Annotated in this window: 21 protein-coding genes and 1 riboswitch; of the genes, 14 read left to right on the top strand and 7 right to left on the bottom strand. The window is 42.4% G+C overall.

All coding sequences use genetic code 11. From position 1 onward, the window contains the following. Positions 1–224: 224 nt before the first annotated feature. The 3 genes from GN217_RS00285 (at position 225) to GN217_RS00295 (ending at position 3,424) form a co-directional block, all read left to right on the top strand. On the top strand, positions 225–665 hold the full coding sequence (locus tag GN217_RS00285; RefSeq protein WP_156854167.1) for an OsmC family protein: 441 nt from the start codon (positions 225–227) through the stop codon (positions 663–665). 184 nt (positions 666–849) lie between these two features. Next, positions 850–2,244, top strand: coding sequence for an L-cystine transporter (locus GN217_RS00290; RefSeq protein ID WP_156854521.1), 1,395 nt, complete (start codon positions 850–852; stop codon positions 2,242–2,244). Positions 2,245–2,437: 193 nt separating this feature from the next. After that, positions 2,438–3,424, top strand: a complete 987-nt coding sequence (locus GN217_RS00295) for an acyltransferase family protein (RefSeq protein ID WP_156854169.1) — start codon at positions 2,438–2,440, stop codon at positions 3,422–3,424. Between the two features lie 370 nt (positions 3,425–3,794). Here GN217_RS00295 and GN217_RS00300 read toward each other — a convergent pair whose 3' ends face one another. Further along, the gene (locus GN217_RS00300) at positions 3,795–5,141 is read right to left on the bottom strand and encodes a YjiH family protein (protein ID WP_156854171.1); all 1,347 of its coding nucleotides are present in this window, start codon (positions 5,139–5,141) and stop codon (positions 3,795–3,797) included. A gap of 316 nt (positions 5,142–5,457) precedes the next feature. Between GN217_RS00300 and GN217_RS00305 the strand changes: the two genes are divergently transcribed. The 4 genes from GN217_RS00305 to GN217_RS00320 all read left to right on the top strand — a co-directional run bounded on the left by GN217_RS00305 (position 5,458) and on the right by GN217_RS00320 (position 8,573). Next, positions 5,458–7,113: an ABC1 kinase family protein gene (locus tag GN217_RS00305; protein WP_156854173.1), complete on the top strand. Its 1,656-nt coding sequence runs from the start codon at positions 5,458–5,460 to the stop codon at positions 7,111–7,113. Between the two features lie 3 nt (positions 7,114–7,116). After that, positions 7,117–7,419: a phasin family protein gene (locus GN217_RS00310; RefSeq protein ID WP_156854175.1), complete on the top strand. Its 303-nt coding sequence runs from the start codon at positions 7,117–7,119 to the stop codon at positions 7,417–7,419. Between the two features lie 467 nt (positions 7,420–7,886). After that, complete coding sequence (locus tag GN217_RS00315; protein WP_156854177.1) at positions 7,887–8,189, top strand: YwdI family protein; 303 nt, start codon at positions 7,887–7,889, stop codon at positions 8,187–8,189. Positions 8,190–8,204: 15 nt separating this feature from the next. Beyond that, entirely contained in the window at positions 8,205–8,573 is a 369-nt protein-coding gene (locus GN217_RS00320; RefSeq protein ID WP_156854179.1) for a DUF423 domain-containing protein, read from the top strand. Here the strand turns inward: GN217_RS00320 and GN217_RS00325 are convergent. The 3 genes from GN217_RS00325 to hemQ form a co-directional block, all read right to left on the bottom strand. Further along, positions 8,568–8,819: a hypothetical protein gene (locus GN217_RS00325; RefSeq protein WP_156854181.1), complete on the bottom strand. Its 252-nt coding sequence runs from the start codon at positions 8,817–8,819 to the stop codon at positions 8,568–8,570. The two genes, GN217_RS00320 and GN217_RS00325, sit on opposite strands and share 6 nt — an antisense overlap. Before the next feature lie 147 nt (positions 8,820–8,966). After that, a complete protein-coding gene (gene gerQ, locus GN217_RS00330) occupies positions 8,967–9,416 on the bottom strand; it encodes a spore coat protein GerQ (RefSeq protein WP_156854183.1) in 450 nt (149 codons plus the stop codon). A 154-nt stretch (positions 9,417–9,570) separates the two neighbouring features. Next, positions 9,571–10,320: a hydrogen peroxide-dependent heme synthase gene (hemQ, locus tag GN217_RS00335; RefSeq protein WP_156854185.1), complete on the bottom strand. Its 750-nt coding sequence runs from the start codon at positions 10,318–10,320 to the stop codon at positions 9,571–9,573. A gap of 405 nt (positions 10,321–10,725) precedes the next feature. Between hemQ and pta the strand changes: the two genes are divergently transcribed. Next, positions 10,726–11,694, top strand: a complete 969-nt coding sequence (pta, locus tag GN217_RS00340; RefSeq protein ID WP_156854187.1) for a phosphate acetyltransferase — start codon at positions 10,726–10,728, stop codon at positions 11,692–11,694. A gap of 417 nt (positions 11,695–12,111) precedes the next feature. On the opposite strand, the gene GN217_RS00345 is transcribed toward pta, so the two are convergent. Continuing rightward, complete coding sequence (locus GN217_RS00345) at positions 12,112–12,954, bottom strand: lipoate--protein ligase family protein (RefSeq protein ID WP_156854189.1); 843 nt, start codon at positions 12,952–12,954, stop codon at positions 12,112–12,114. An 82-nt stretch (positions 12,955–13,036) separates the two neighbouring features. Here GN217_RS00345 and GN217_RS00350 point away from each other — a divergent pair, with 82 nt between their 5' ends. The 3 genes from GN217_RS00350 (at position 13,037) to GN217_RS00360 (ending at position 15,448) form a co-directional block, all read left to right on the top strand. Continuing rightward, positions 13,037–14,356: an HD domain-containing protein gene (locus GN217_RS00350; RefSeq protein WP_156854191.1), complete on the top strand. Its 1,320-nt coding sequence runs from the start codon at positions 13,037–13,039 to the stop codon at positions 14,354–14,356. After that, entirely contained in the window at positions 14,346–14,843 is a 498-nt protein-coding gene (locus tag GN217_RS00355; protein ID WP_156854193.1) for a YwgA family protein, read from the top strand. Before GN217_RS00350 ends, GN217_RS00355 begins: the two co-directional genes overlap by 11 nt. Positions 14,844–14,935: 92 nt before the next feature. Next, positions 14,936–15,448, top strand: a complete 513-nt coding sequence (locus GN217_RS00360) for a YwhD family protein (protein WP_156854195.1) — start codon at positions 14,936–14,938, stop codon at positions 15,446–15,448. 197 nt (positions 15,449–15,645) lie between these two features. Here GN217_RS00360 and mgtE read toward each other — a convergent pair whose 3' ends face one another. Together mgtE and GN217_RS00370 are read right to left on the bottom strand one after the other, a co-directional pair. Continuing rightward, positions 15,646–17,007, bottom strand: a complete 1,362-nt coding sequence (gene mgtE, locus GN217_RS00365; RefSeq protein WP_156854197.1) for a magnesium transporter — start codon at positions 17,005–17,007, stop codon at positions 15,646–15,648. A gap of 547 nt (positions 17,008–17,554) precedes the next feature. Further along, positions 17,555–17,721: riboswitch (M-box (ykoK) riboswitch) on the bottom strand. A gap of 114 nt (positions 17,722–17,835) precedes the next feature. Further along, the gene (locus tag GN217_RS00370) at positions 17,836–19,866 is read right to left on the bottom strand and encodes a transglycosylase domain-containing protein (protein WP_232334277.1); all 2,031 of its coding nucleotides are present in this window, start codon (positions 19,864–19,866) and stop codon (positions 17,836–17,838) included. Between the two features lie 426 nt (positions 19,867–20,292). On the opposite strand from GN217_RS00370, the gene GN217_RS00375 reads away from it, so the two are divergent. From GN217_RS00375 to GN217_RS00385, 3 genes are all read left to right on the top strand, one after another. Beyond that, positions 20,293–20,730: a YwiB family protein gene (locus tag GN217_RS00375; protein ID WP_156854199.1), complete on the top strand. Its 438-nt coding sequence runs from the start codon at positions 20,293–20,295 to the stop codon at positions 20,728–20,730. Then, entirely contained in the window at positions 20,727–22,397 is a 1,671-nt protein-coding gene (argS, locus tag GN217_RS00380) for an arginine--tRNA ligase (protein WP_156854201.1), read from the top strand. Before GN217_RS00375 ends, argS begins: the two co-directional genes overlap by 4 nt. 532 nt (positions 22,398–22,929) lie before the next feature. After that, positions 22,930–25,032 (top strand): heterodisulfide reductase-related iron-sulfur binding cluster, encoded by a 2,103-nt coding sequence (locus GN217_RS00385; protein ID WP_156854203.1) that lies wholly within the window; start codon positions 22,930–22,932, stop codon positions 25,030–25,032. Positions 25,033–25,163 lie beyond the last annotated feature (131 nt).

Here is a 25,163-nt window from a genome sequence, read left to right on the forward strand (position 1 = left end):
CAACATCGAACTATCTACCGTCCTGTAAGGCACAGTTTGTACGTTGCTGCGACTACTGTACGTGCTAGTACAAACGCTCTTCGGTGGGACGAGTAATCGTAGTCCCAGGCGCCCGCGTAACGAATCGCGTACCTAGCCTGTAAGGGCACTTGCGCCTTTGTTTTTTTGCTTCCTGTTAAGTAAATAGCAAAAATTATGCTACAATCGGGCTAAGAGGTGATTACATGGCGGAACATAATTTTTATTTGAAGGCGGAATGGCCGGGTGGAAGAAATAGTAGCGGTCGGATTGATGCTGGGAATTTAAAAACAGAGATTTCAATCCCTAAAGAAATGGATGGTCCGGGTATTGGTACGAATCCGGATGAAATGCTGCTTGGAGCAGCTGCGACCTGTTATGTCATCACACTAGCGGCGATGATCGAACGGGCGAATTTGCCACTGGAGGAAATGTCCCACGATGCTGAAGCAATTGTCGACGTGACAAATGGTGTGTTTACGTATAAAAAAATAATCCATAAGCCGACCGTAGTCTTAAAAGCTTCCGCAACGGATGAAGAACATGCGAAATTGAAAAAGTTAGTCAAAAAAGCAGAAACGAGCTGTATGATTTCCCGTGCAATTAAAGGAAATGTTGAAATCGAACTTAAGGCTAATCTAAGATGAAGAAATGATTCCACCTCGGATTGTGGAATCATTTCTTTTATTTACAGAAAGCTTTAATCTCTTAAAGAAAAGCTAATAAACATGTAAATTTTCCTGATAAACTCATTTCTTGCACATCGGATTAATTCATAGTATAGTCTATATCAGACTAATTCTATGGGAATAATAATTTAGGAGGGAAATGATGGATATCGTCTTTATAGTTATAAATATTATTGTCTTATTAGCAATTATTGGCTTGCTGTATACAATGCAGAAAAAACATGTATCCTTTGCGAAGCGTGTCTTTACTGCAATGGGTCTGGGGATTGTTCTTGGTGCCGTCCTGCAGATTATTTACGGAGCGGAGTCGGATGTGTTAACCGGGACGCTTGACTGGTACGATATTGTAGGAAGCGGATATGTCCGTCTCCTGATGCTTATTGTCGTACCACTCGTAATGGTTTCCATTATTCGGGCAATCATCAACTTGGAGAAAACGAAACAACTTGGGAAAATGGCTGGCTGGGTTATCGGTATCTTAATTGGTACGACGATGATTGCAGCTGTTGTCGGAATTAGCTCTGCACTTATTTTTGATCTTTCTGCCGACCAGATTGAATCGGGTCAAGCGGAGAGTGACCGAGCGTTAGCACTTGAAGAGCGCTATTCGGATATGGAAGAGCAGACAACGCCTCAACGAATTTTAAACTTTATTCCAAACAATATTTTCCTTGATATGACTGGAGAGCGTCCGACATCTGTTATTGGTGTCGTTGTCTTTTCATTTATTACAGGTGTCGCCGTTTTAGGTGTCAGAAGGAAACAGCCGGAACAGGCAGAGCTCTTTGTTAAAGGTGTAAATGCGATTTATGCGGTTGTCATGCGGATCGTTACATTGATTCTTCGTCTAACACCATACGGAGTACTCGCGCTAATGACAAATATGGTTGCGACAACGAACTATGCGGGAGTGCTTGAACTCGGTAAATTCGTTCTTGCTTCTTATGTAGCGTTAATTGTCATGTTTATCATCCATTTGGTCCTAGTGTCAATCAGTGGTTTGAACCCATTCATTTACGTGAAAAAAGCTTTCCCTGCCCTTGCATTTGCATTTACATCCCGTTCAAGTGCCGGAGCGATTCCAATCAATATTCAAGCACAGAAGAACGGACTTGGAGTAGATGACGGAACAGCGAATATATCTGCCTCATTCGGTGCGACAATGGGACAAAACGGTTGTGCTGGTATTTATCCGGTTATGCTTGCCGTTATGATCGCTCCAACCGCAGGAATCAATCCATTGGCATTTGACTTTCTAATCCCGCTTGTTATCATCACAGCAATTAGTTCATTTGGTGTAGCGGGTGTAGGTGGTGGAGCTACATTTGCAGCAATTATCGTCCTTTCTTCCATGGGTCTTCCAGTCGGTCTGGCAGGTTTATTGATATCTGTTGAAGCATTAATCGACATGGGGCGTACTGCTTTGAACGTGAATGGAAGTATGGTTGCCGGCACACTTACATCCCGTATTCTCGGCACACATGATTCAGACAAATTTAATGATAAAGATTCCGTTGCTGATGAAGCAATCGTATAAGTTTACGCGAAAAAACCGTCTCTCCATAGGGATGGTTTTTTTTGATTTCAAAAATATTACATTTTGTCATCTAGTTTACATGAGGCTAACAAAACAATGAAAACGCCGCATCATTCCAGCTATTTGGGGCTGTAGCGGGTACAATGGTTTTAGTGACGAATAAAATAATCATGAACAAAAAGGATGAAGAACAATGGAAAGAAATGCGTATTTTGATAATGCTAGAACGATATTGATCTTCCTCGTTGTATTTGGTCATTTGATTCAACCGTTCGCAACGGATTCACTTGGTATGAACACATTATATACATGGGTCTATATTTTCCATATGCCTGCCTTTATTTTAATCTCCGGTTTCTTTGCAAGGGGGGCAGGGGATAGCAAATATATTTGGAAACTCGTAAATAAATTACTTCTGCCATACCTTATTTTCCAGATGTTGTACACTGGCTATTATTACCTTATTGGTAAAGCGGACTGGCAGGCGAGCTTATTTTACCCGCAATGGTCGCTCTGGTTCCTAATAAGCCTATTTTGCTGGCACATATTACTCGAACAATTTAAGAAGCTAAAACCAATGCTAGGTATTAGCATCGCTTTACTGATTGGGATTGTGGTCGGTTACTTTGGCGAGATTGGCCATACATTAAGTTTGTCGCGGACATTTGTCTTTTTCCCATTTTTCCTAATTGGCTACTGGCTTACGGAAGAGCAATTCATGCTTGTGAAAAAGAGATCTGTCAAAATAGCGGGAATTGTCATTATGGCGGTGTTCGCCTTCTTAATCTATTATTTACCGGAAATTAATACCGGTTGGTTGCTTGCTTCGAAATCGTATGGTGATTTAGGGGTGGAGAACTATGGAGGAATTGTTCGTCTGCTCGTCTATGCAGGGTCGGCATTGATGGTTATAAGCGTCCTTGCCTGGATTCCGCAACAACGGATAAAAGGGGTTACCCATCTTGGAGCCCGGACAATCTACGTCTATTTATTACACGGATTCTTTATCCAATACTTCCGTGAAGCGGGATTATTTTCTGTCGACAGTCCACTCGACCTCATTGGCCTTGCCGCCATCTCAGCAGGAATCGTCTATCTCTTAGCATGGAAACCAGTACTCGGCATCTTCCAACCACTAATCGAAGGCCGCACCACCCTCCTAAGAGAAAAACTAAATTAAGATCTGGGACAGGGGGTTAAATTAAGATCTGGGACAGTGGGTCAGAGACACTGTCCCAATTCGAGATCTGGGACAGCGGGGTCAGAGGCACTGTCCCGATACGGGATTCCTATAATCTTTACAAAAAATGAAGAAAGCAGTGAACCGGGTGATGGTCCACTGCTTTCTTCATTTTTTAATCCCGGAAGTGAAGGGATGAGAGTCTCCCGTTCACTTAGCTCACTGGGACAACTGCTCTGACCCCATGTCCCGCTCAAAAGGAGGGACAACTGCTCTGACCCCATGTCCCGCTCAAAAGGAGGGACAACTGCTCTGACCCCATGTCCCGCTCAAAAGGAGGGACAACTGCTCTGACCCTCTGTCCCGATTTCTAAAACAAGAGGTGTGCGATTAGTGTGATGATTGGGAGTGTGATGATCGTCCGTAATAAGAAGATGACGACTAGGTCGATGAAGGAAACTGGAATTTTGGAACCTAGTAATAATCCTCCGACTTCGGATAGGTAGATCAACTGGGTCACAGATAAAGCGGCAATGATGAATCGTGTCATCTCTGACTCAATACCGGAACCGATAATTGCCGGTAAGAACATATCCGCAAAACCGATTAGAATCGTTTCGGATGCTTCCACAGCATTTGGTACTTGCATAAGTTCTAAGAGCGGGATAAACGGTGTTCCGATCCAACTGAAGAATGGTGTATATTCGGCGATGATAAGTGCAATCAGACCGAATGCCATCACAACAGGAGCAACCCCCATCCACATATCTAAAATGTTTTGGAAGCCCTCTTTAAAGAATTTAGACGCATTCGTTTCTTTCTTTGCACGTTCCAGCGCATTTTTCAGACCGTAACTCAACACGTTATATCCTTCAGGAATGGTTTCATCAAGAACATCGTTACTTCCGTCGATATAGCTATCCTTTTTTCGTGAAAGCGGTGGAATTCGCGGCATGATCAGTGCAGCAACAACGCCGGCAATCACAATTGTGATGTAATAAGGAACAAACATATGCTCCAGTCCGACTTCGGATAATACAACTAAAGAAAATGTAATCGACACGATGGAAAACGTTGTCCCGATTACCGTCGCTTCCCGCTTCGTATAAAAGCCGTCTTCATATTGCTTGCTTGTTAGTAGTACTCCGATTGTCCCATCTCCAACCCATGAAGCGAGTGCGTCAATCGAAGACCGTCCCGGAAGTTTAAATACAGGACGCATAATTTTCGTCATCAATGAACCGAAGAACTCAAGTAAGCCAAAGTTCGTCAATAATGGCAAAAATAATCCGGCAAACAAGAAAACCGCGAATAACGTATGCAATAAACCATTAAGTAATGTTCCACCGGTGTCCGGGCTATAAAATGCCTCATGTCCCAGTTTGAAATAGACCATGATCGCAAACACGGCAGCAATCGTCCGGGTAATCGTCCAGAATAATGAAGTAGTAAATAATTGCTTGAAGAAAGGTGTTCGTGCATAAACTTTACCTTGCGATACAAAGCCGATTATTGTACAGATTGCAGTAATCAAGATGATCAGCAACATAATTAGTGATAGATAAGGTGCAAGTGCATCCTCGATAAATCCCGCAAGTAATGCAATTGGAATCGTCGTCCCGTCACTAGTTGAAATCGGGGTAATAAATAAAAGAATCCCGATCAAGGAAGGGATAATGAATAATAAATAGTTCTTCCATGTGTATCCTTTTAACATTTTTTCATCCTCCAAATTAACGTACTGCATAATTATACATCTGGCTGATAAAACATGCAATAGCTGAATAAAATTTCAGTGAATTCTAACTTCTGCTCCGATGTAACTGTTCGTAAAACTCCTACCACAAAAACTCCAGGTCATGCCAAGGAAGTTTGGAGAGGGATAACGGACGCTAAAACCCTGATTCATTCAACTAACAATCAGAGGGAAATGAAGCAAAACCCACATTGATTAAAGTTTCAGTTTAGGTTTGTGTAAATCGGATGATTAAGATAAGGTGAAAGTAGGGAAGATAGGAACAGAGGTGGTTCATTTGCGGAAGCTGCTCAAATATAATTTCCTTTATCGCTATTTAGTAATTATCACCCTTACGATTTCATTTATAACGAGAATATATCTATTCCTGCTCCTTCATTCCGTATGGGATGAGCAGACGAATAAGAAATGGAACAAACTGCTTGAAGAGCTCGGGAAGAAGTACCGGGAGAAAGCAGAAAACCTCGGCGGCGTACTCATTAAAGTGGGACAATTCTTAAGTACAAGAACCGACTTTCTTCCTGATGTCTTCATCCAAGAGTTAACCGGCCTTGTCGACCATGTGCCGTCAATGCCTTTTGAATATGCGGAAAAGATTCTCCGGGAAGACTGGGGAGAGAACATATATGAACATGTGAAATATATTAAGAAACAATCAGTCGCCTCTGCATCGATTGGTGAAGTCTATTACGGTATTTTAAAAAATGACCAAGAAGTTGCAATCAAAGTAAGGCGCCACCGGATTGAAGAAGTATTCCATAAAGATTTTGTCGCACTGCGGATGGTGTTCTGGATTCTTAAAGTGTTTACAAACTTTGGGAAGAAAGCTGATTTAACAGCACTGTATCATGAACTGGTCACCGTCATGGAACGTGAACTTGACTACGGGCAGGAGCTTGAATTCGGAAAGTATTTTAAAAGACGCTATGGTGATATGGAGAATATTCATATTCCACACTTTTATGAAGAACAATGTACGAAACGTATCCTTGTGATGGAATGGATTCATGGGGAAAAAATTACGGATACTGCATTCTTCGCGGAACATCACCTGAACCGGGAACAGATATCCAAGAATCTTTTCGACTTTTACATCGATCAATTCCTGAATCCTGGTAAATTTCATGCAGATCCCCATGCGGGAAACATCCTGCTGCGTGAGGACGGTACCGTTGCGATCATTGATTTCGGAATGATTGGAGAGATTAAGAAACAGGATACTGAAAATTTTAAACTGCTCATCCAAGGATTTATTATCGATAATTATGAAATTGTCATTGATGCATTGGATAAAATGAATTTCCTCCTCCCGAACGCGAATAAGAAGAAAATTAAAGAAGTGTTGATTGATGCCGTTGAAATGTATTCCGATGTTTCATTAAAAAATTTAGATAGACAGGCGATAAATCAAGTATTCGACGAGATAAGCGAGATTGTAAAAGAACAGCCAATCCAGCTTCCTGCCGATTATGCTTATCTGCTCCGAGCGATATCGATCGTCGTTGGGATATTATATACCATTAATCCGGAAATTGATATCGTGAAATGGGGGAAAGATGAGATTAAGGACTGGTTCGGCACGAAGAGTATCGTCGAATCTGTTACCAAGCAGTATGTGAGACGTGCGACTGATCCGTTGTTGTCTTACCCGCGGGCTCTACTTAATTTCTTAGAAAGCGGAGAACGGGACCGGGTCTGGGATAAAGAAAAGAATCAGATAAAAATGAAGCATCAATACTATTTACTGTTAGAGGTTTTTTCCTTTATTATGGTAGTAGTAGGAACATTAATCAGCGTGTACAGCTATGCGATCGATGAAGCTGCTATTCGCTATACAGGTTGGACCATTGCCGTAATTTTTTTTGTTTTATTGAATATCCTATTACTATTCCATCGTAGAATGATACGCAAGCAAAATAAAAAGGGGGTGTAATTGATGACAGATTACTTAAAGAAAGGCTTCTTACTAGGACTTGGTGCTGCAATTGCAAGTAAAGAAAAGCTGGAAAGTAAGCTAGACGAACTCGTTTCTAAAAATGAGATCTCCCAAGAGCAAGCGAAACAAATGATGAATGACTTCATTGAAAAAGGAGAACAAAAAACGGAAGAATGGTCACAGAAACAAGACGACCAGAAACGCAGAGCTGCTGAGGACTTAGGTCTTGCTACAAAAGAGGACATTGCCGCCTTGCACGCACGAATCACAGAACTGGAGTCAAAACTGGAGAGTCAAGAATAAACTTAACGAGAACTGGTTGAATCATCAGCCGGTTCTTTTTTTTCTGTAAAGTTCTTGAAAAAGGCTATAATGTACTTTATAATTGACCCAAACAATCGACCTTTCAAAGGGGGAAGTAAAGCTTTGGAAGAATACAATCAGTTTTGCTTAAACACGGAAATAGTCCTAGGGAGAGCGCTAGAGCAAAGAGAACTGGAATTTTTGTCATGGCTTTACAATCGGTATCTAGAGGAGCAGCAATTAGGGGCAGCAAGCAGACCTCATAAATCCGAGCAGGAGTCTTAGCGGTAAGCTGAGGCTTTTTTGTGTGTCGGAAATTAAAAATTAAAGATGCTGGGGATGACTGGAATTGCTAGCGATAGCCACGTCCGCTCAGCTCCTTTGTTTATCTCTCAAGTTCATCCAGCGCACAACTCGTGCTATAATGGAAGGAACTGCAGAACACTTAAAGGAGTGACAGGATGAGCATGGAGAATCGAACAGTCTTAACTAAAATGATGAAGGAACTTAACACTGCGATAGCTAAGGAACAGGATGGTCAAGATTTCCTTCAGCATATAAATAATATTAAATTGCTCTCTGAACTATTTCTTGAAGAAGCAGGCGAGCCGGTTCGGGAGGTCCAAGCATCCCAATCACAAAATACGTTTTCCGAACAAGAAATTAAGGCAATGCTTGGGGAGAAGAAGAGTACTGTAATAGAGAATCAGAACGCACCTGCTACGATTGATCATGATGGAGCAAATGGTGATTCAATTTTTGACTTTTAAAGGAGATAAGAAAAAATGAAAGCATTGTTACTAGTTGGTGTCATTAACGGATTTCTGGCCGTTGCTTTAGGAGCCTTTGGTGCGCACGGCCTTGAAGGTAGACTTACGGAAAAGCAATTGGAGACATGGGAAAAAGCCGTTAATTATCAAATGTTCCATACGTCAGCGATTCTAGCAACGGGAATCTTAATGTTGAAAGTCCAGGCGGCAAGTATTACGTGGGCAGGCTGGATGTTTGTTCTTGGAATCGTACTGTTTTCTGGAAGCTTGTACTTATATTCCACGACAGGCGTTCGGACACTTGCGATGATTACTCCATTTGGCGGGGTTTCCTTCCTTGTTGGTTGGGTCCTGCTTGGAACAGCGGTTCTGAAACATTTATAAAAAGAAGAGTGAGCTTGCGAGCAGGAGGATGACAACCGCGCGAATGAGTTGCTTCTTCCCTTGAAGCATGCGGGACGAAGTGTACTGATGGCTGTATGCGTCACAAATTAAGCTAATGCTAAGCAGATAAAAGGAAAAAATGACAAGGAAGATAGAACTTTGGAAAAGGGCGATGAAACCAAGCACAACGGACAGGCCTAACGTTAGGAGCTCAATCTGTATAACTTTTTCATATGTCTGTTTCACGGGTTTCACCCCTTTATTGAAAGATGAGGATGGCAAATTAACTTGCCATCCTATTTTATTGCATAGCGTACGATGAAATAAAAATGCTGTGGCTAACCTAGGAGGTATCCAGGGCTAGCCACGTCCGAATCTGCGCCTTTATTGTTTTTATCGTGGTGGGAAGTTGGCTAATTGTTGACCCGTTGCGGCGAAGGGGTAGTCGTAGTTGATTTCTTCGTTAAAGGTGACATAATCCAAGTAGACCATGAGTAAAAGCACGCGACGGCCGGTTCCTTCTTCGCTTAAGATAATATGATCTCTCCCCGCAGCTTCGATGATCCCCGTAAAAGTACGGCTATTATTCCCTTCAAATGTCATATGGACGGTTGCCATTTTCCCGCGATTTAAACGTAAAATATTTTCAATATACGATTGCTGGAGCGGAAGCATGCCATGGCTTCCTGCTTGTTGCTGCGGGGGTGTCATTTGCCGAACAGCAGGATACATCGGGTAGAATCCGTAAGTCTGCTGTTGTTGCTGCGGATAATACACCTGGTTAGGATAATTATAAAAGCTTTGTTCCTCTTGATTCTGATTTATTTCTTTTTCCTCACTCATTTTGAAAAACCTCCTCATATAAAACAAGATTAATGATAAACATTCGGACAGTCAGGATGAATATTCACTAATTATATGTATGTGAGTTGGGCAAAATGATGACAAAAAAAGCCCGGAACTTATATTTCAAGTTCCGGACCCTTGATACAAACTCTTATAAACTAAAGTATTCTGCGAAATCATCATTTGGCAAGTATGCACCGATGATGAAGTCACCAAATTCGCCGTATTTTGTCGTCACTTCATCAAAACGCATTTCATAAACAATCTTTTTGAACTGCAATGGGTCGTGCGCAAACAATGTCACACACCATTCCCACTCATCAAGCCCAATAGATCCGCTAATAATTTCCTTTACTTTTCCAGCATACTTACGACCTGTCATTCCATGCTCATAAAGCAGGCGAGTACGTTCTGCTTTTGAAATTTCAAACCAGTTTGCATTTTGCTCGCGACGACGATTCATCGGATAGAAACAAGCATACTCCCATTTCGGTAAAATTGGTTTCAATCTTGCTTCAACTTGAGGAGATAGCTCCCGGTCTTTCCCTTCCTCCATTGGATTATGCATCGTCATTTCGACGATGGACACATACGAATGACTCGGGATAAGGAAATCACCTAATTTTGATCTATTAATATCACGCTTAATCTCTTCTAACTCATCCATTGTCGGACGCAGGAAAATAAATAGTAAATCTGCTTTGTTTCCAATAACTTTATAAACGGATTGACTGCCTGCTTTATCTGCTTCAACAGCATCCCATTTCTTCATTAATTCTTGAAATTCTTGAATTGCCGCATTGCGTTCTTCTTCTGATGTTAATTTCCATGTCGACCAATCAAAAGTACGTGTATCATGTAACTTACACCAACCATCCATGGTTACTACTGCTTCAGCCATTATGATCTCTCCCTTATAGAGGTTGTTCAAAAAGTCCGGTAAAAATGACACTTCGAACTTCTTCGTTGGCTTGCTTTTTCGCTCCTCATGTACCTACTGACGTACATTCCGGTGCTCAAAGCTTCGCCGCCTCGAATTTCGACGCATAGGACGTGCTAGTGTCGGCGTTGCAACAGGACGTTGCGCTCTTAGCCGACCTCGGTCCTTTTTATCCTCCTATTTGAACATTACCTTAAATTAATGAATTCTGGTTTTACTATAACATATTTACGAATGTTGATTCACCTCGGAACGTGTCTGTCATTACTTTGTCGAATATCTGCACTCCCTCAATGGTTATTTCTTTAAATCTCAAGTCGAATCGCGTAAAATAAAATTAAAGTCAATTTTAGTGGAGGCAATAATATGAGCGATATATTCGAACAACTAAAACCGAAAGTATCAGCTGCAAATAAAAAAATTGTATTCCCAGAAAGCTTAGATGAGCGTATTCTTGAAGCAGCATCGAAGCTAGCGGGGGAGGGCATTCTTACCCCTGTACTAATTGGAGAAGAAGCTGCAATTAAAGACAAGGCAGCATCCTTATCCTTTGATATTAGCGGATGTAAGATTGTTGACCCAACGAATTATTCGGAATTCGCCGCGATGGTGGATGCCTTTGTCGAGCGCCGTAAAGGAAAAGCCACCCCGGAAAGCGCAAGAGAAATCTTACAGACCGAGAATTATTTCGGGACGATGCTTGTGTATCAGGGAGAAGCAGATGGTCTTGTAAGTGGAGCGGTTCATTCCACATCAGACACCGTGCGTCCTGCATTACAAATCATCAAAACAAGACCTGGAGTGAAGAAAACTTCCGGTGTATTCATTATGGTCCGAAATGAGGAAAAATATGTATTTGCCGACTGTGCTATCAATATTGCACCTGACGCAAACGATCTTGCAGAAATTGCCGCAGAAAGTGCAACCACAGCAGATCTCTTCGGAATTGATCCACGTGTAGCAATGCTAAGCTTCTCTACAAAAGGATCGGCAAAATCAGAAGAAACAGAGCGTGTAGCAGAGGCGCTTCAAATAGCGAAAGAAAATAATCCAGAGCTCGTCATTGATGGTGAATTCCAATTCGACGCAGCCTTCGTACCAAGCGTTGCCGCGAAAAAAGCTCCAGATTCAGAAATCAAAGGGGACGCGAATGTTTTTGTATTCCCAAGCCTTGAAGCTGGAAACATCGGCTACAAAATCGCAGAACGTCTCGGTAACTTTGAAGCGGTAGGACCGATTCTACAAGGATTGAACAAACCAGTAAACGACCTATCCCGAGGCTGTAGCACAGAAGACGTCTACAAACTAGCAATCATCACCGCCGCCCAAGCATAATTGGGACATGGGGTCAGAGGTGTTGTCCCACTTGAAGTGGGGAACACCTCTGACCCAGCTTGCTTATCAGCTCGAGCAGACGGAACAAGGGATTGGTAGAATATTGATTTCGTATTTTATAAAAATAATGCAAGCAGTGGACCATATGTTGGTTCACTGCTTTTTAATTCTGCGCACATGAAGGAGATACGAATTTGGAAGCTTAGGCGTCCTTTAGTCGCTCGAAAGGCTGTGACAATCTTCTTGTTCATTTGATTACAATCTCTCTAATCGGTCGAACAAGTGTGATCCTCTCTTGTTCATTTGATTACAAGCTCTTTAATCGCTCGAACAGCTGTGACCCTCTCTCGTTCGTTTGATTACAAGCTCTCTAATCGCTCGAACAGCTGCACCTTCCTTTTCTCGCTCCCTATCCTTTTATTTAATTCTTTCATTTCGTTTTACCATTTGTTCGTACCTTTTTATGAAGGTTTCCTTTTCCAGTTCTGAAAACTCGGTAGTAATGATTTCACCGCTCAATTCCTTTAAAGCATCAAGGGTTCGCTGCTTCACATCCTCGACCGTCAGCGGATAATTCAATAGTTCAGAAAGGGACCCCATCACTTCTGGCTTCACCTCAGGATAAACGAATGTTGTTTCTTCATCTTTCTTGCTCAACTTGTAAAACTTCTGAATATGACGTGCGCGCTTCTTACTATCACCACTCACATCCAAATAGATTTGAATTGCCGCAGCATCCTTAATCCGACGCTGAGAGATGCCGGCGAATTTTACCCCGTTAATACTTAAATCATAATCCCCGGGACAATAAGAGCCGACGATTTCGTACGCTGCAATATTTGCCGTCAAATCGCGGAACATATGCTGGACGAACTGGAACATCGCGTCATATGCATCGTGAATGGAGACATGCTTTACATCGGGTATGACAAGGGATAAATTCAGCACATGTTCATCAAGTGCCACCGCAAGCCCACCGGAATTCCGTATCATCACATGATATCCTAAGCTTTGCAAATAAGAAACACCTTCATCAATAAAAGGAAGCCTGCCATCCGGGATTCCGAGTACAATCGTTTTCGGATGCGCCCAAAGCCGAATTGCAGGAGGGGACTTTTTCTCACTTACCGCTGTCGCAATCGAGTCATCGATCGCAAAGGAAGTGATTGCCGAATTCGGTTTCCCCTCGAATTCCTTAAGTTTGGTATGATCTATATAGCGAAATGTTTCATAATTTATTATTTCATCCCAATTTTTCATCGTTATCTCCTTATCCTTTTTTCCTGTACGAATCTATTATATAATATAATGAACAATGACCGAAAAGAAACGGGTGGAAAATTTGGCATATAAAGATGAACAATTATCAGAGGAGAAGGTTTTTAAAGATCCGGTTCACCGGTATGTGCATGTTCGGGACCGTGTCATCTGGGATTTGATCGCTACCCCAGAGTTCCAGCGGTTGCGACGGATCAAACAGCTTGGCACAACGAATCTGACCTTCCATGGTGCAGAACATAGCCGTTTCAACCATTCCCTCGGGGTCTATGAAATCGTCCGGCGGATCCTTAATAATTTTAAAGGCCGCGAGCATTGGAATAACGAAGAACGCTTGCTATGCCTCTCTGCAGCACTGCTTCACGATTTAGGCCACGGTCCGTTCTCCCATTCCTTCGAGAAGGTTTTCAAACTGGATCACGAGTACTTCACACAAGCGATTATCGTCGGGGATACGAAAGTAAATGAGGTCTTACAGAAGGTGGGCCCTGACTTTCCGAACCGTGTTGCCGATGTCATTGGGAAAACATATGAAGACCAACTTGTTGTTAGCTTGATCTCCAGTCAAATTGATGCGGACCGGATGGATTATCTCCAGCGGGATGCCTATTATACGGGAGTGAGCTACGGTCATTTTGATATGGAACGGATTTTGCGTGTCATGCGTCCGATTGAAGATCAGGTCGTTATTAAATCGACCGGGATGCATGCGGTGGAAGACTATATTATGAGCCGTTATCAGATGTACTGGCAAGTATATTTCCATCCGGTTACCCGCAGTGCCGAGGTAATTTTATCGAAAATCTTCGGGCGGGCAAAAGCGCTCTACCAAGATCCGGATTATGAATTCAAACTGGAACCGACTCATTTTATTTCCTTTTTCGAGGAAAATGTAACGCTAGCAGATTATGTGAAACTCGATGAAACCATCGTCCAGTACTATTTTCACCTCTGGCAAGAGGAAGATGATGCTATTCTAAGTGATCTCTGTGAGCGGTTTATGAATCGCCGGTTGCTTAAATATGTGGAATTCAATCCGAATTTGCAAATGAATGACTACATGGAACTCATGAGGCTGTTCAAGCAAGCGGGCATTGATCCGGAATACTATTTAGTCGTTGATTCTTCCTCTGATTTGCCGTATGATTTTTACCGGCCTGGGGAAGAGGAAGAACGGTTGCCAATCCACTTACAGATGCCAAATGGGAATCTGAAGGAATTATCCCGGCATTCCGATATTGTCGAATCCATTTCAGGGAAAAAACGGACCGATCATAAATTATATTTCCCCGAGGATTTGCTGAAGGCCCTGACAGACAAGCGGGTTAGGAATGCGATTTTGGAAATTCTTTATGGGCAGGGAGAGAGTAGCAATGTTGATTAACCATGCAAAATTAATTCACTTTTTCCAGTTGACAGGTGGAGTCACTGGGAGGAAAAAGTTACAGAAGATGATTTATATTTTACAAAAATCTGCGGTCCCGTTCGAAGAGAAATACCAATTTCATTTCTACGGACCTTATTCCGAAGAACTGACTTTACGGGTAGAGGAGCTTTGTAATCTTGGATTTATAGAAGAGACGCGGGAAGATAAAGCAAATTATTTCCAGTATCATTATGATGTCACAAAGGCGGGAGAGGATTTTCTTAAGCAATTCACCCTCGATATGCCAGACATTACGGATAAAACGGAACTGCTCCAGTTGCGAAGTTCCAGATTTCTCGAACTCGTATCCACGATTCTTTTCTTTGAACATCTGGATAAGCGCGAGCAGATTGAAAAACTGCACCAAATGAAACCAAAACAAAACTTCACCGAAGCAGAAATAAACGAAGCCTACCAATTCATCAAACAAATACGCAGCACGTGACTGGGACATGGGGTCAGAGCACTTGTCCCAGATTGGGACAGGTGCTCTGACCCCATGTCCCAACTTAAAATATCAGGAAGGGAGTTATTCAAATGAACGATGAACAGAAGAAAAAGAAAAATCGTTTTACGATCATTAAAGATGACTCAACCGACGGGCACGGTGGATATGGAGCTGGGGTGATCAGCCTCGAAAACATGTCATCCATTATCGTTGACCCGAATGAAAATAAAGCATATGTTGACATGGCCGCGATGCATGCGCGGAGTGATGTCGAGCGCCGGGTGAAATGGATACCGAATAAAGAAGAAGTGCCGAATGGGAAGCTGTACTGGATCGTGTGGGTGAACCTTGATCGCAATGATCAAGGAACATATTACGCCGGAGTTGCTGCGAGTGAGATTCGTGTCGACCGGGAAATCAAGCGCGCCTATAAATCAATGGGCGAACATGTGAAACATATGGAACAATCTTTAAAAGGGAAGATTGTCGTCGACCATATGGATGACCATTCGAAAAAGCTGTTGGGTGATTACTTAAGGGAATTCAACGAAGAAATGTGGAACAACTCCTCGGATGAATTGAAAAAAGCCCTCTCTCTATAAAAAGTGAACAAATTGTGACGGATGTTAAAAATGGATATAAAAAGTTGTACTTTAACGTGGGAATTTGTAAAATGAGTATACATGGACGTTAATGTATTACTAGGACAAAAAAGTAACCAACAGCAGCTGAACTGGACATTCACTGCTCGTTGGTTACTTTTTATGAGAGGACTAGCCACGTCCGCTCTGCGCCTTTGTTAAAGATACGCCATTAAAGAAGTCGCAATTGAGAAATAAATAAGCAGACCGACTATGTCATTAACAGTTGTAATGAAAGGACCGGATGCAATTGCTGGATCAAGTTTTAGTTTATTAATGATTAATGGGATAGTTGAACCAATGACAGCCGAAATACCGAATGTACAGAGGATGGACACACCGACAATTAATGCTACCATCCAGTTACCAAATATAATGGTAATCATAACGCTGATCAGTGCCATACATATAATTCCAATTAGAATTCCTGTACTGAATTCCCGCCTAATCATTTTCCAGAATCCTCCGTCTTCAATCGTCTCAAGTGCTAGTCCACGCACTGCAACAGCTAGTGATTGCGTTCCGATATTTCCCGCAGAACCCATAATCATAGGAATAAAAGCAGCAAGCACGACGACAGCTTCAAGTGTTTCCTCAAATTGTCTGATTACACCACCGGTAACTAATCCAAAGAGCATGAGAATGATAATCCAAGGCGCACGTTTTTTTGCGGCTGTAAATGGACTTAATGTCAAATCTGTGGCCCCTTTGGTAGCTGAAATTTCTCCAAAGTCTTCTGTAACTTCTTCTTCAAGGATATCCATGACATCATCAAATGTAACAATACCAAGTAGATGATTATCTTTGGAAACAACAGGAGCGGCAAGAAAGTCATACTTCTTAATCATCCGGCCAACATCTTCCTGATCCATATCCTCTGGAACAGACACTGTTCTTGTAGTCATAATATCTTTTATTACCTCGTCGGGAGCAGCGATGATCAAGTCCCTCAAGGAGACGACCCCTACTAGTATTCCCTCACAATCGACTACATAAAGATAATAAATACTTTCGGCACTTGGAGCCTCTTTTCTAAGCATCTCTAATACATCGGCAGCAGTATCTGTAGACGAGATACTGATCAGTTCTTTTGTCATAATCGCTCCAGCAGTTTTAGGAGCATAGGACAGCAAAGCTTTTATCTTCTCGGCCTTTTCTTTATCCATTTGGAGTAAAATATCTTCAGCTCGTTCACTATTAATTTCTGTCAAAAAGTTCACAACATCGTCTGTAAACATTTGATTAAACATACGAATAGAGTAGTCTTCATCCAATTCTAAAAAGAAAAGCTTTTGGTCGCTTATGTCTAATCCGCCAAAAATCTCTGCAAATTCCCCTGGTGTAAGATAGGAATACCCCCGCGACCTAGCGTCACCATCCAATTTTACGAAAATATCGAGTTGATCGGATGGATGTAAGTCTAAGAAAGTATCTCGAAACTTTTCCTTATCGCCAGCATCTAAAGTATCTAAAATTAATTTTGTATATTGTTCCCGTGTTTTTTTGGTTAGTTTAACCATCGTAATTTCCTCCTTTGACAGGAGTCAATCTACTAAAATAAAAAAATATGTGAGAATAGACTCCTGAATTGTTTTAACTTTTCCATCATGCAACAAAAATATGATTCCGAATTGGGTTCGGGAATAAGATCCAATCTATCCCACATCCTTTCTAAATATATAAGAAACTACAAATTAAAATGCTGTGATATCTTAGGTATCCAGGGTTAGCCACGTCCGGCTCCAGCGCCCAGCAACTAGCAGATCTTTTGGTGGGACGAGCAGTGCGCAGTCCCAAACTTCACACTCCTCCAATCGATAAGTCAACATCAACTCAAAACTAAAGGAGGGCCGCTTAAATACGGGCTAAAGCCCAACATCGGCATACCCCTAAAGGGGCATGTTTCCTTTATCTCATTCCGGAGTGCTCCAGTTTGTACGTTGCTAAACGGGCGCTTGCGCCTTTGTTCATAAAAATAAAAATACACCTTCTACGGCTAGAAGGTGTATTGAAAAAAGCATAATTAAGAAGAGTTCTGATTACGAACACAGTTAAAAAAGCTTATCAAATATCCTCCAATCGTAGAGCTTTAGCACTGTGTGGCATAGGAATCATATCCAGCTACATTAAAAACCACCTTATGTCGATGGTTCCTGTTGACCCATTGGCGTCTTTGGACATTTTTGGGCAGTAGCGTATCTCCAACACAGGAGCCTTACCTAACGAAGGTCTATTTACATACGAATACAATGGTACAGGTATTCTGGGCATTAGTCAACCAACCTTACCGAAAAGTTACTGCACCTCCCGCGTCTTAAAAATATTTTCAAAGACTCGAAAGTAAAAAGCTACTCGAACAACAGCTGAAACCATTTTTTAAAAAATCCATCATCATTATCTTCCTGTTCCGGGGCAATTGTTGGCTCACAATAATCAACTGGTTCCGTCCCTTTTTTAAAATACATCATAAGGCTTTCTCCGCAATAGGGAGTCGCCCGTAAACCTGTCTCAAGATCAATCGGAACCCCAACGACACCATCTGGGATAGGGAAGTTTTCCTGCTGTTCCCCTTCATGTGCCTTTTCCATCACACGGGCCCAAATCTCTTTCGCATACGTCGTTTCTTGCACTGCTGTAATAACGCGGTGGTCATCATATCCGGTCCATACACCGGTCACAACAGAAGGACTATAACCGATCATCCAGTTATCGGCCTCTGTCGTCCCGGATTTACCCGCATAGAGTCTTGTTAGATGATGGGAAATCGGACTTCCAGTGACCGGCATATAGCCATTCAGCTTCGGTTCGAAAATCCCGGTAAGCAGCTGGGTCAAAATAAAACTCGTCTGCTCATTCAATACTTGTCGTCCGTTTGAACTTTTTCGCTCATATAGTACCTGGCCATTTTTGTCCGTGATTTTTCGAATCGTATATGTTTCCAGCTCTTTTCCTCCATTTCCAAGCATCCCGTAAGCTGTGACAAGCTCTTCTAACGTAACAGACGCTGTCCCAAGCGCAAGGGAAGGGACGGCAGGCAACTCTTTTTCAAAACCAAAAATTTGCGCAGTATCAATGAACCGTTCGATACCAAGCTGCAGACCTGTGCGAACGGCATACACATTATCGGAAAGGGCGATTGCTTCGGCGAGTGTAATAGGCCCATAAGCATAATAATGATTGAAATTTCCCGGCTCATACACGTTCCCATTCTCGAGCCGGAATGTAGTCGGTTCGCTCATCAATTTCGTCAGTGGTGTAAAGCCGTTTTCCAGTGCAGCATAATATAAAAAAGGTTTGAAACTTGACCCTGGCATCCGAAAAGCATTCCGTACCCGATTAAATTCACTTGCCTGATAGCTTCTTCCACCAGCAAGGGCGAGGACTTCTCCTGAATGGATATCTACAGAGAAAACCCCCGCCTCTAGTTCTGTCGTTTCTGGAATAATTTCCTTCATGGCCGTTTCTACCTGTTCCTGAACGGTTTCATCAATCGTCGTATAGAGCTCATAACCACCCGCGCGAATTAATTGCTCCGTTACTCCAAGAATCGCAGCTGCCTCTTTCATCGCCATGTCCTGGAAATGCCCGGCAAATTCCTCGCGTCCTTCATCTTTATCCGTTCGGTACTCAAGTTTTTCTCTAATTGCCGTATGATATGTTGCGTCATCGATTATCTTTTCTTGCCATAAACGCTTTAAAATCAATTCTTTTCGTGCTTCGGCATTTGCTTCGTTATTAAAAGGCGAATAATAGGTCGGTCCCTTAGGAATCCCAACAAGCATCGCTGTCTCCGCGTACGACAGGTCCGTTTGCGGTTTACCGAAGAAATACTCACTCGCCGCCTCAATCCCGTAAGCACCATGACCGTAATAAATCGTGTTCAAATACCCTTCCAGGATCTCATCTTTCGTATAATGCATCTCAAGCCGTACGGTATAAAACGCTTCTTTCAACTTCCGGATCCATGTCTTTTCATGGGTCAAATATAAATTCCGAGCGAGCTGTTGGGTAATCGTACTCGCACCTTCCCGGAGTGAACCAGAACGGATATTTTTAATAATCGCTCCGCCAATACGTATGAAATCAAAACCATGATGCTCATAAAAATGATGGTCTTCGATTAAAATCGTTGCAGCAATCACTTTTTCCGATAGATCTTCCTTCTCGACCCAATACTGGTTCCGTATCCCGCTCTCAATTCCAATTACCGCATCATCCCTGCTGTAAATCTTCGTATCCTGCTCCGCTCCCATTGGGGGTGGTCCCAAGAGGTAAATGAATGCTAAGAAAAAAACTGCAAAAAGAATAAGCGCTATGACCATATAAATACCGAGCCGCACCAACCGCCACAGCAACCGATGCTTTCTTCGCCTCTTCACTGACACCCAGCTCCCTAAACCTAGCTTTTTTTACAGTATGGGAGAAATTGGCCGATTTTAAACAATAAAAAAGAAAGGAGGACGCCCCATTCCTTGTGTATCAAACTCGTTAATTCTCTTACGGTTTTCAAAGCTACTCGTGCTTCCTGTAATAATACCAACTTTAACCAAAATAATTCCTCCAAAAGTATATAGACTGCATGATCGTGGTGCATTTTTTTGAAATCCTTATGTATCAAGGATAAACCGGATCACCGCACTGAACACCAATAGATTTTCCCTCCTGATTTGTTAATCCACCAACTTGGAATATATCTAAAAAGTAGCCAACAAAGTGTGAGTAAAAGAAAAACACATCTTTTTATTGATTACCATGTCAACTTACCGATATAATAAGGTCATTATTCAAAAAGGAAAGGCGATAGGATGAACGAGCCAGAAAAGCGTGTTGCGCTTCAATTGAAAATGAAGATTCAGGATGCTTCAGACAAGGAAGTAAATCATATAAAAGCAACCGGTGTATTCTTCCGGAAGGGCAAGCTGGATGTACTAAGGTTTGAAGAAACAATAGATGATATGGAAATTTCATCACTTATCACAATCCAGAAAGAGAAAGTGACGATTAAACGAACCGGTGCCGTCTCGATGCATCAGCAATTTCGCCTTGGTCAAGTAACAGAAAATGTTTACAAACACCCGCATGGAAACCTGCATATGGAAACATTCACGCAGCTGATGATGTATCAGCCATTGGGGCAAGGCATACCAGCGCGATTGAACCTGGATTACACTGTTAAACTAAATGGGCAAGATGAACGAAAGCATACATTGGAACTTATTATTATAGAGGAGGACCCCAGATGAACGTACTGGAACAAACAGAACAGAAATTGAAACAAGAAATTTCGGAAGCCGTACTTAAGTCAGACCTTGCAAGCGCAGAAGAACTTCCGGAAATTATTTTAGAGAAACCAAAAGATAAATCCCACGGTGACTTTGCAACGAATATTGCCATGCAGCTTGCCCGAATTGCAAAGAAAGCGCCACGGCAGATTGCTGACGAGATTGTAAAAGTGATCAACGAGACAGAAGCATCAATTGAAAAAATCGAAATCGCAGGACCTGGGTTTATTAACTTTTTTATGAAAAATGATCTTCTCGAGCAAATCATCCCGACAATTCTTAGAGAGCAGGACAATTACGGGAAAAGTGATGCTGGTAAAGGCAAACGTATCCAAGTAGAGTTCGTTTCGGTAAACCCGACTGGTGACCTCCACCTTGGTCATGCCCGCGGAGCAGCTTATGGGGACGTGCTTAGTAGTTTGCTCGCGGCGGCAGGCTATAATGTCGAACGGGAGTATTATATTAACGATGCCGGCAGCCAGATCGATAAGCTAGGGTTCTCGGTTGAAGCACGCTACTTGCAGGAGCTCGGTGAAGACGTTGAGATGCCGGAAGACGGTTATCACGGACAAGTCATTATCGATATGGCAAAAGCAATTGTCGCAGAAGACGGCAATAAATGGCTGGAAAAATCTCATGAAGAACGCTTTGAATACATGAAAGAGTATGGACTTAAGGCTTCACTGCGAAATATTGAACGTGACCTGAAAGACTTCCATGTCGAATTCGATAACTGGTTCTCGGAGCGCACCTTATATGAAGATGATCAAATACCGAATGCAGTCCAGCAGCTGAAAGAGAGTGGCTATATTTATGAAAAAGATGGTGCAACGTGGTTCAAGACGACGGAATTTGGTGATGATAAAGACCGTGTCATCATTAAACAGGATGGTAACTACACGTATCTGACACCGGATATCGCGTACCATAAAAATAAATTGGACCGTGGCTTCGATAAACTCATCAACGTCTGGGGTTCCGATCACCACGGCTATGTCGCTCGTATGAACGCAGCGATTCAAGCGCTCGGTTACCCGGCAGATAAGCTGGAAGTAAAAATCATTCAAATGGTGAATCTCTTTGAAGGCGGGGAAAAGGTACGAATGAGTAAACGTACCGGAAAAGCTGTGAGCTTGCGTGAACTGATGGAAGAGGTCGGAATTGATGCAACCCGTTATTTCTTCGTCGCCCGTTCCAACGATTCCCAGCTTGATTTCGATATAGACCTTGCTCGTTCTCAGTCCAACGAAAACCCGGTTTACTACGTGCAATATGCACATGCACGGATCTGTACGATGCTCTCTCAAGCGGAAACAAGAGGTTTCGATGTTAATGGGAAGTTTGATTTTGCAGAGCTTACATCAGAAAAAGAGCAAGAGCTCCTTATGAAGATCGGCTCCTTCCCGCAAACGGTCGCTGACGCAGCGGAAAAGCATGCACCTCAACGCGTAACGAATTATGTATTCGAACTCGCAAGCTTACTTCATAGCTTCTACAACGCAGAGAAAGTACTTGATGCAGATGCACCGGAACGGACAACTGCAAGAATCGCCTTAATGAAAGCAGTCCGTATCACTATCGCCAACGCACTTAACCTAATCGGCGTAACCGCACCGGAGAAAATGTAAAGAACATAAGAGCCAAATTAATTTCTTTTGTGAAAGGAATTGATTTGGCTCTTTTTTGTTGTTTGAAAGATTTTATGATTAGGGTTCTTCTTACATTAATGGGGGAACAAGTGGTAGATGTTTTCCCATTACCGTGTTGATCTAGCTTGAGTGGGAAAATAAATGGTGTTTATTTTCCCGTTATCGTGTTGATCCAGTGTAGATGGGAAAACAAACGGTGTTTATCTTCCCATTCTCGTGTTGAACTAGCATGAATAGGAAAACAAACGGTAATTATTTTCCGATTATCGAGTTTATCCAGTATGAATGGGCAAACAAATAGCAATTATTTTCCTAATTAGCATCCCCATCTCGCATGAATGACAAAACAAACTAAAAGATTTCGACAAAACTATTGACTGAATGGTCATTCACCTATAAAGTAGTATGTACTATAATGATATGTATCTATATCATTTCAGACGAGAAATTTTTTTAGAACACCATGTAATCGCTATCATTCTGAATAAATGAAAAAAGAGGGGGCATTTAAATGGATACATTTCAAATTATTAACTGGATCGCATTCTTAGTTGTAACCATCTATGCAATCTATTTATTTGCTAGAGTCATTGCAACGAGAATGTCCTATATCAAACTTGGGAGAAAGTCAGAGTTTGATGGCGAAATCAAATTACGTCTAAAACGCGTAGGGAAAATTGTTTTCGGTCAATCGAAGCTGCTGAAGGATAAGAAGTCTGGAACGATTCATGTGATGATGTTCTATGGATTCATCCTTGTCCAGTTCGGCGCAATTGACATGTTCATCAAAGGATTATCACCGGGCAACCATTTGCCATTCGGATCGCTTTATCCAGGGTTCGTCTTTTTCCAAGAACTCGTTACGTTGATGATCCTTGTAGCGGTATTTTGGGCATTTTACCGCCGTTATATGGAAAAGCTTGTCCGACTGAAGCGCGGATTTAAAGCAGGTCTTGTACTTATTTTCATCGGGACACTCATGCTTTCTGTCCTTGCTGGAAATGGGATGCTCATGCTCTGGGAGGAACGGGCAGTAACCTGGACAGAGCCTGTTGCGAGTTTAATTGCAACAGCTTTTAGTTTTCTATCACCAGAGACAGCGATGGTACTGTTTTTCGTTGCTTGGTGGGTGCATACGCTCACGTTGCTTACCTTTTTAGTATACGTTCCGCAATCCAAGCACTTCCACTTGATTGCAGCACCAATCAACGTATTTTTAAGTAAAAAGGTTCCTGGAAAGTTAGAAAAAATTGATTTTGAAATGGACGCGGAAGACGAGGAAGAAGAAATTTCCTTCGGTGTAGGGAAAATTGAGGACTTCAGCCAATACCAGATGATTGATTTTTACGCCTGCGTGGAATGTGGCCGTTGTACCGACGTCTGCCCAGCTGCAGGTACCGGGAAGATGCTTTCCCCAATGGATATTATGATTAAACTGCGTGATCATCTTACAGAAAAGGGAGCAGCAGTAACTGGTAATTCACCTTGGGTGCCGAGCTATGCATTCTCGAATTCTACTGGAAATATGGCCAGTAGCGAGGGAGAGGCTGCAGCAACAATTCAAAATATGAGTCTTGCAGGTGACGTCATTACTGCTGAAGAGCTTTCTGCATGTACGACTTGCCGGAACTGTGAAGATGCTTGCCCAGTAAATAACGAACACGTTGGAACGATCATTGACCTGCGTCGTTACTTAGTGATGACGGAAGGGAAGATGGATTCTGAAATCCAACGTGCCGTGCAAAATATCGAACGTCAAGGTAACCCTTGGGGTCTATCGAAAAAAGATCGCGTGAAATGGCGCGAAGAAGATGAAACAGTATACATTCCGACGGTAAAAGAATTGAAGAAAGAAGACAAAGAGTTTGAATACCTGTTCTGGGTAAGTTCGATGGGGGCCTACGATAGCCGTAGCCAAAAAATCGCTCTTGCTTTTGCGAAACTAATGAACCGGGCAGGTGTCAGCTTTGCGATTTTAGGAAACACTGAAGCAAACTCAGGAGATACAGCCCGCCGTATCGGAAATGAATTTCTTTTCCAAGAGATTGCAGAAAAGAACATAAAGCAATTCAATAAATATAATGTGAAGAAGATTGTTACAATTGACCCGCATGCCTATAATATCTTTAAAAACGAGTATCCAGACTTTGGCTTTGAAGCGGAAGTCTACCATCATACGCAATTACTCTATGATTTAATCATGGAAGGAAAATTGCAGCCAACCGGCCAGATCAATGAACGCCTAACGTACCATGACTCCTGTTATTTGGGCAGATATAATGGCGTATATGACCCACCGCGGGAAATCTTGAAATCGATTCCGGGGCTGGAATTAGTAGAAATGGTCCGTACCCGTGAAAACGGCATGTGCTGCGGGGCCGGCGGAGGCTTAATGTGGACGGAAGAAACAACCGGAAATCGCATCAACGTCGCCCGTACAGAACAAGCATTACAAGTGAACCCATCGATGATTTCGACAGGTTGTCCATACTGCTTGACGATGATCAGCGACGGAACAAAAGCGAAAGAAGTCGACGAAGATATCGGCACGCTTGACGTAGCTGAAATTCTAGCAATCTCCGTATTTGCTGAAGAAGAAGAGAAAACAGCGTAATAATAAAGTGAACCTTCATTCAGTGAGGATTCCTTCCCTCCCCACTGAATGTTAGTTGAACAGAATCAGGTATTTACGGACTGTATTATCCCCCACCTTCACACCTCGGGCTTCACTCATGTTTAGAGATG

Source organism: Oceanobacillus sp. AG, from assembly GCF_009746545.1.
Classification (GTDB): domain Bacteria; phylum Bacillota; class Bacilli; order Bacillales; family Amphibacillaceae; genus Oceanobacillus; species Oceanobacillus indicireducens.

Coding starts and splice junctions, on each gene's coding strand:
- GN217_RS00285 (WP_156854167.1), top strand. CDS start 225: ATGGCGGAACATAATTTTTATTTGAAGGCGGAATGGCCGGGTGGAAGA.
- GN217_RS00290 (WP_156854521.1), top strand. CDS start 850: ATGGATATCGTCTTTATAGTTATAAATATTATTGTCTTATTAGCAATT.
- GN217_RS00295 (WP_156854169.1), top strand. CDS start 2,438: ATGGAAAGAAATGCGTATTTTGATAATGCTAGAACGATATTGATCTTC.
- GN217_RS00300 (WP_156854171.1), bottom strand. CDS start 5,141: ATGTTAAAAGGATACACATGGAAGAACTATTTATTATTCATTATCCCT.
- GN217_RS00310 (WP_156854175.1), top strand. CDS start 7,117: ATGACAGATTACTTAAAGAAAGGCTTCTTACTAGGACTTGGTGCTGCA.
- GN217_RS00315 (WP_156854177.1), top strand. CDS start 7,887: ATGGAGAATCGAACAGTCTTAACTAAAATGATGAAGGAACTTAACACT.
- GN217_RS00320 (WP_156854179.1), top strand. CDS start 8,205: ATGAAAGCATTGTTACTAGTTGGTGTCATTAACGGATTTCTGGCCGTT.
- gerQ (WP_156854183.1), bottom strand. CDS start 9,416: ATGAGTGAGGAAAAAGAAATAAATCAGAATCAAGAGGAACAAAGCTTT.
- hemQ (WP_156854185.1), bottom strand. CDS start 10,320: ATGGCTGAAGCAGTAGTAACCATGGATGGTTGGTGTAAGTTACATGAT.
- pta (WP_156854187.1), top strand. CDS start 10,726: ATGAGCGATATATTCGAACAACTAAAACCGAAAGTATCAGCTGCAAAT.
- GN217_RS00345 (WP_156854189.1), bottom strand. CDS start 12,954: ATGAAAAATTGGGATGAAATAATAAATTATGAAACATTTCGCTATATA.
- GN217_RS00355 (WP_156854193.1), top strand. CDS start 14,346: ATGTTGATTAACCATGCAAAATTAATTCACTTTTTCCAGTTGACAGGT.
- GN217_RS00360 (WP_156854195.1), top strand. CDS start 14,936: ATGAACGATGAACAGAAGAAAAAGAAAAATCGTTTTACGATCATTAAA.
- mgtE (WP_156854197.1), bottom strand. CDS start 17,007: ATGGTTAAACTAACCAAAAAAACACGGGAACAATATACAAAATTAATT.
- GN217_RS00375 (WP_156854199.1), top strand. CDS start 20,293: ATGAACGAGCCAGAAAAGCGTGTTGCGCTTCAATTGAAAATGAAGATT.
- argS (WP_156854201.1), top strand. CDS start 20,727: ATGAACGTACTGGAACAAACAGAACAGAAATTGAAACAAGAAATTTCG.
- GN217_RS00385 (WP_156854203.1), top strand. CDS start 22,930: ATGGATACATTTCAAATTATTAACTGGATCGCATTCTTAGTTGTAACC.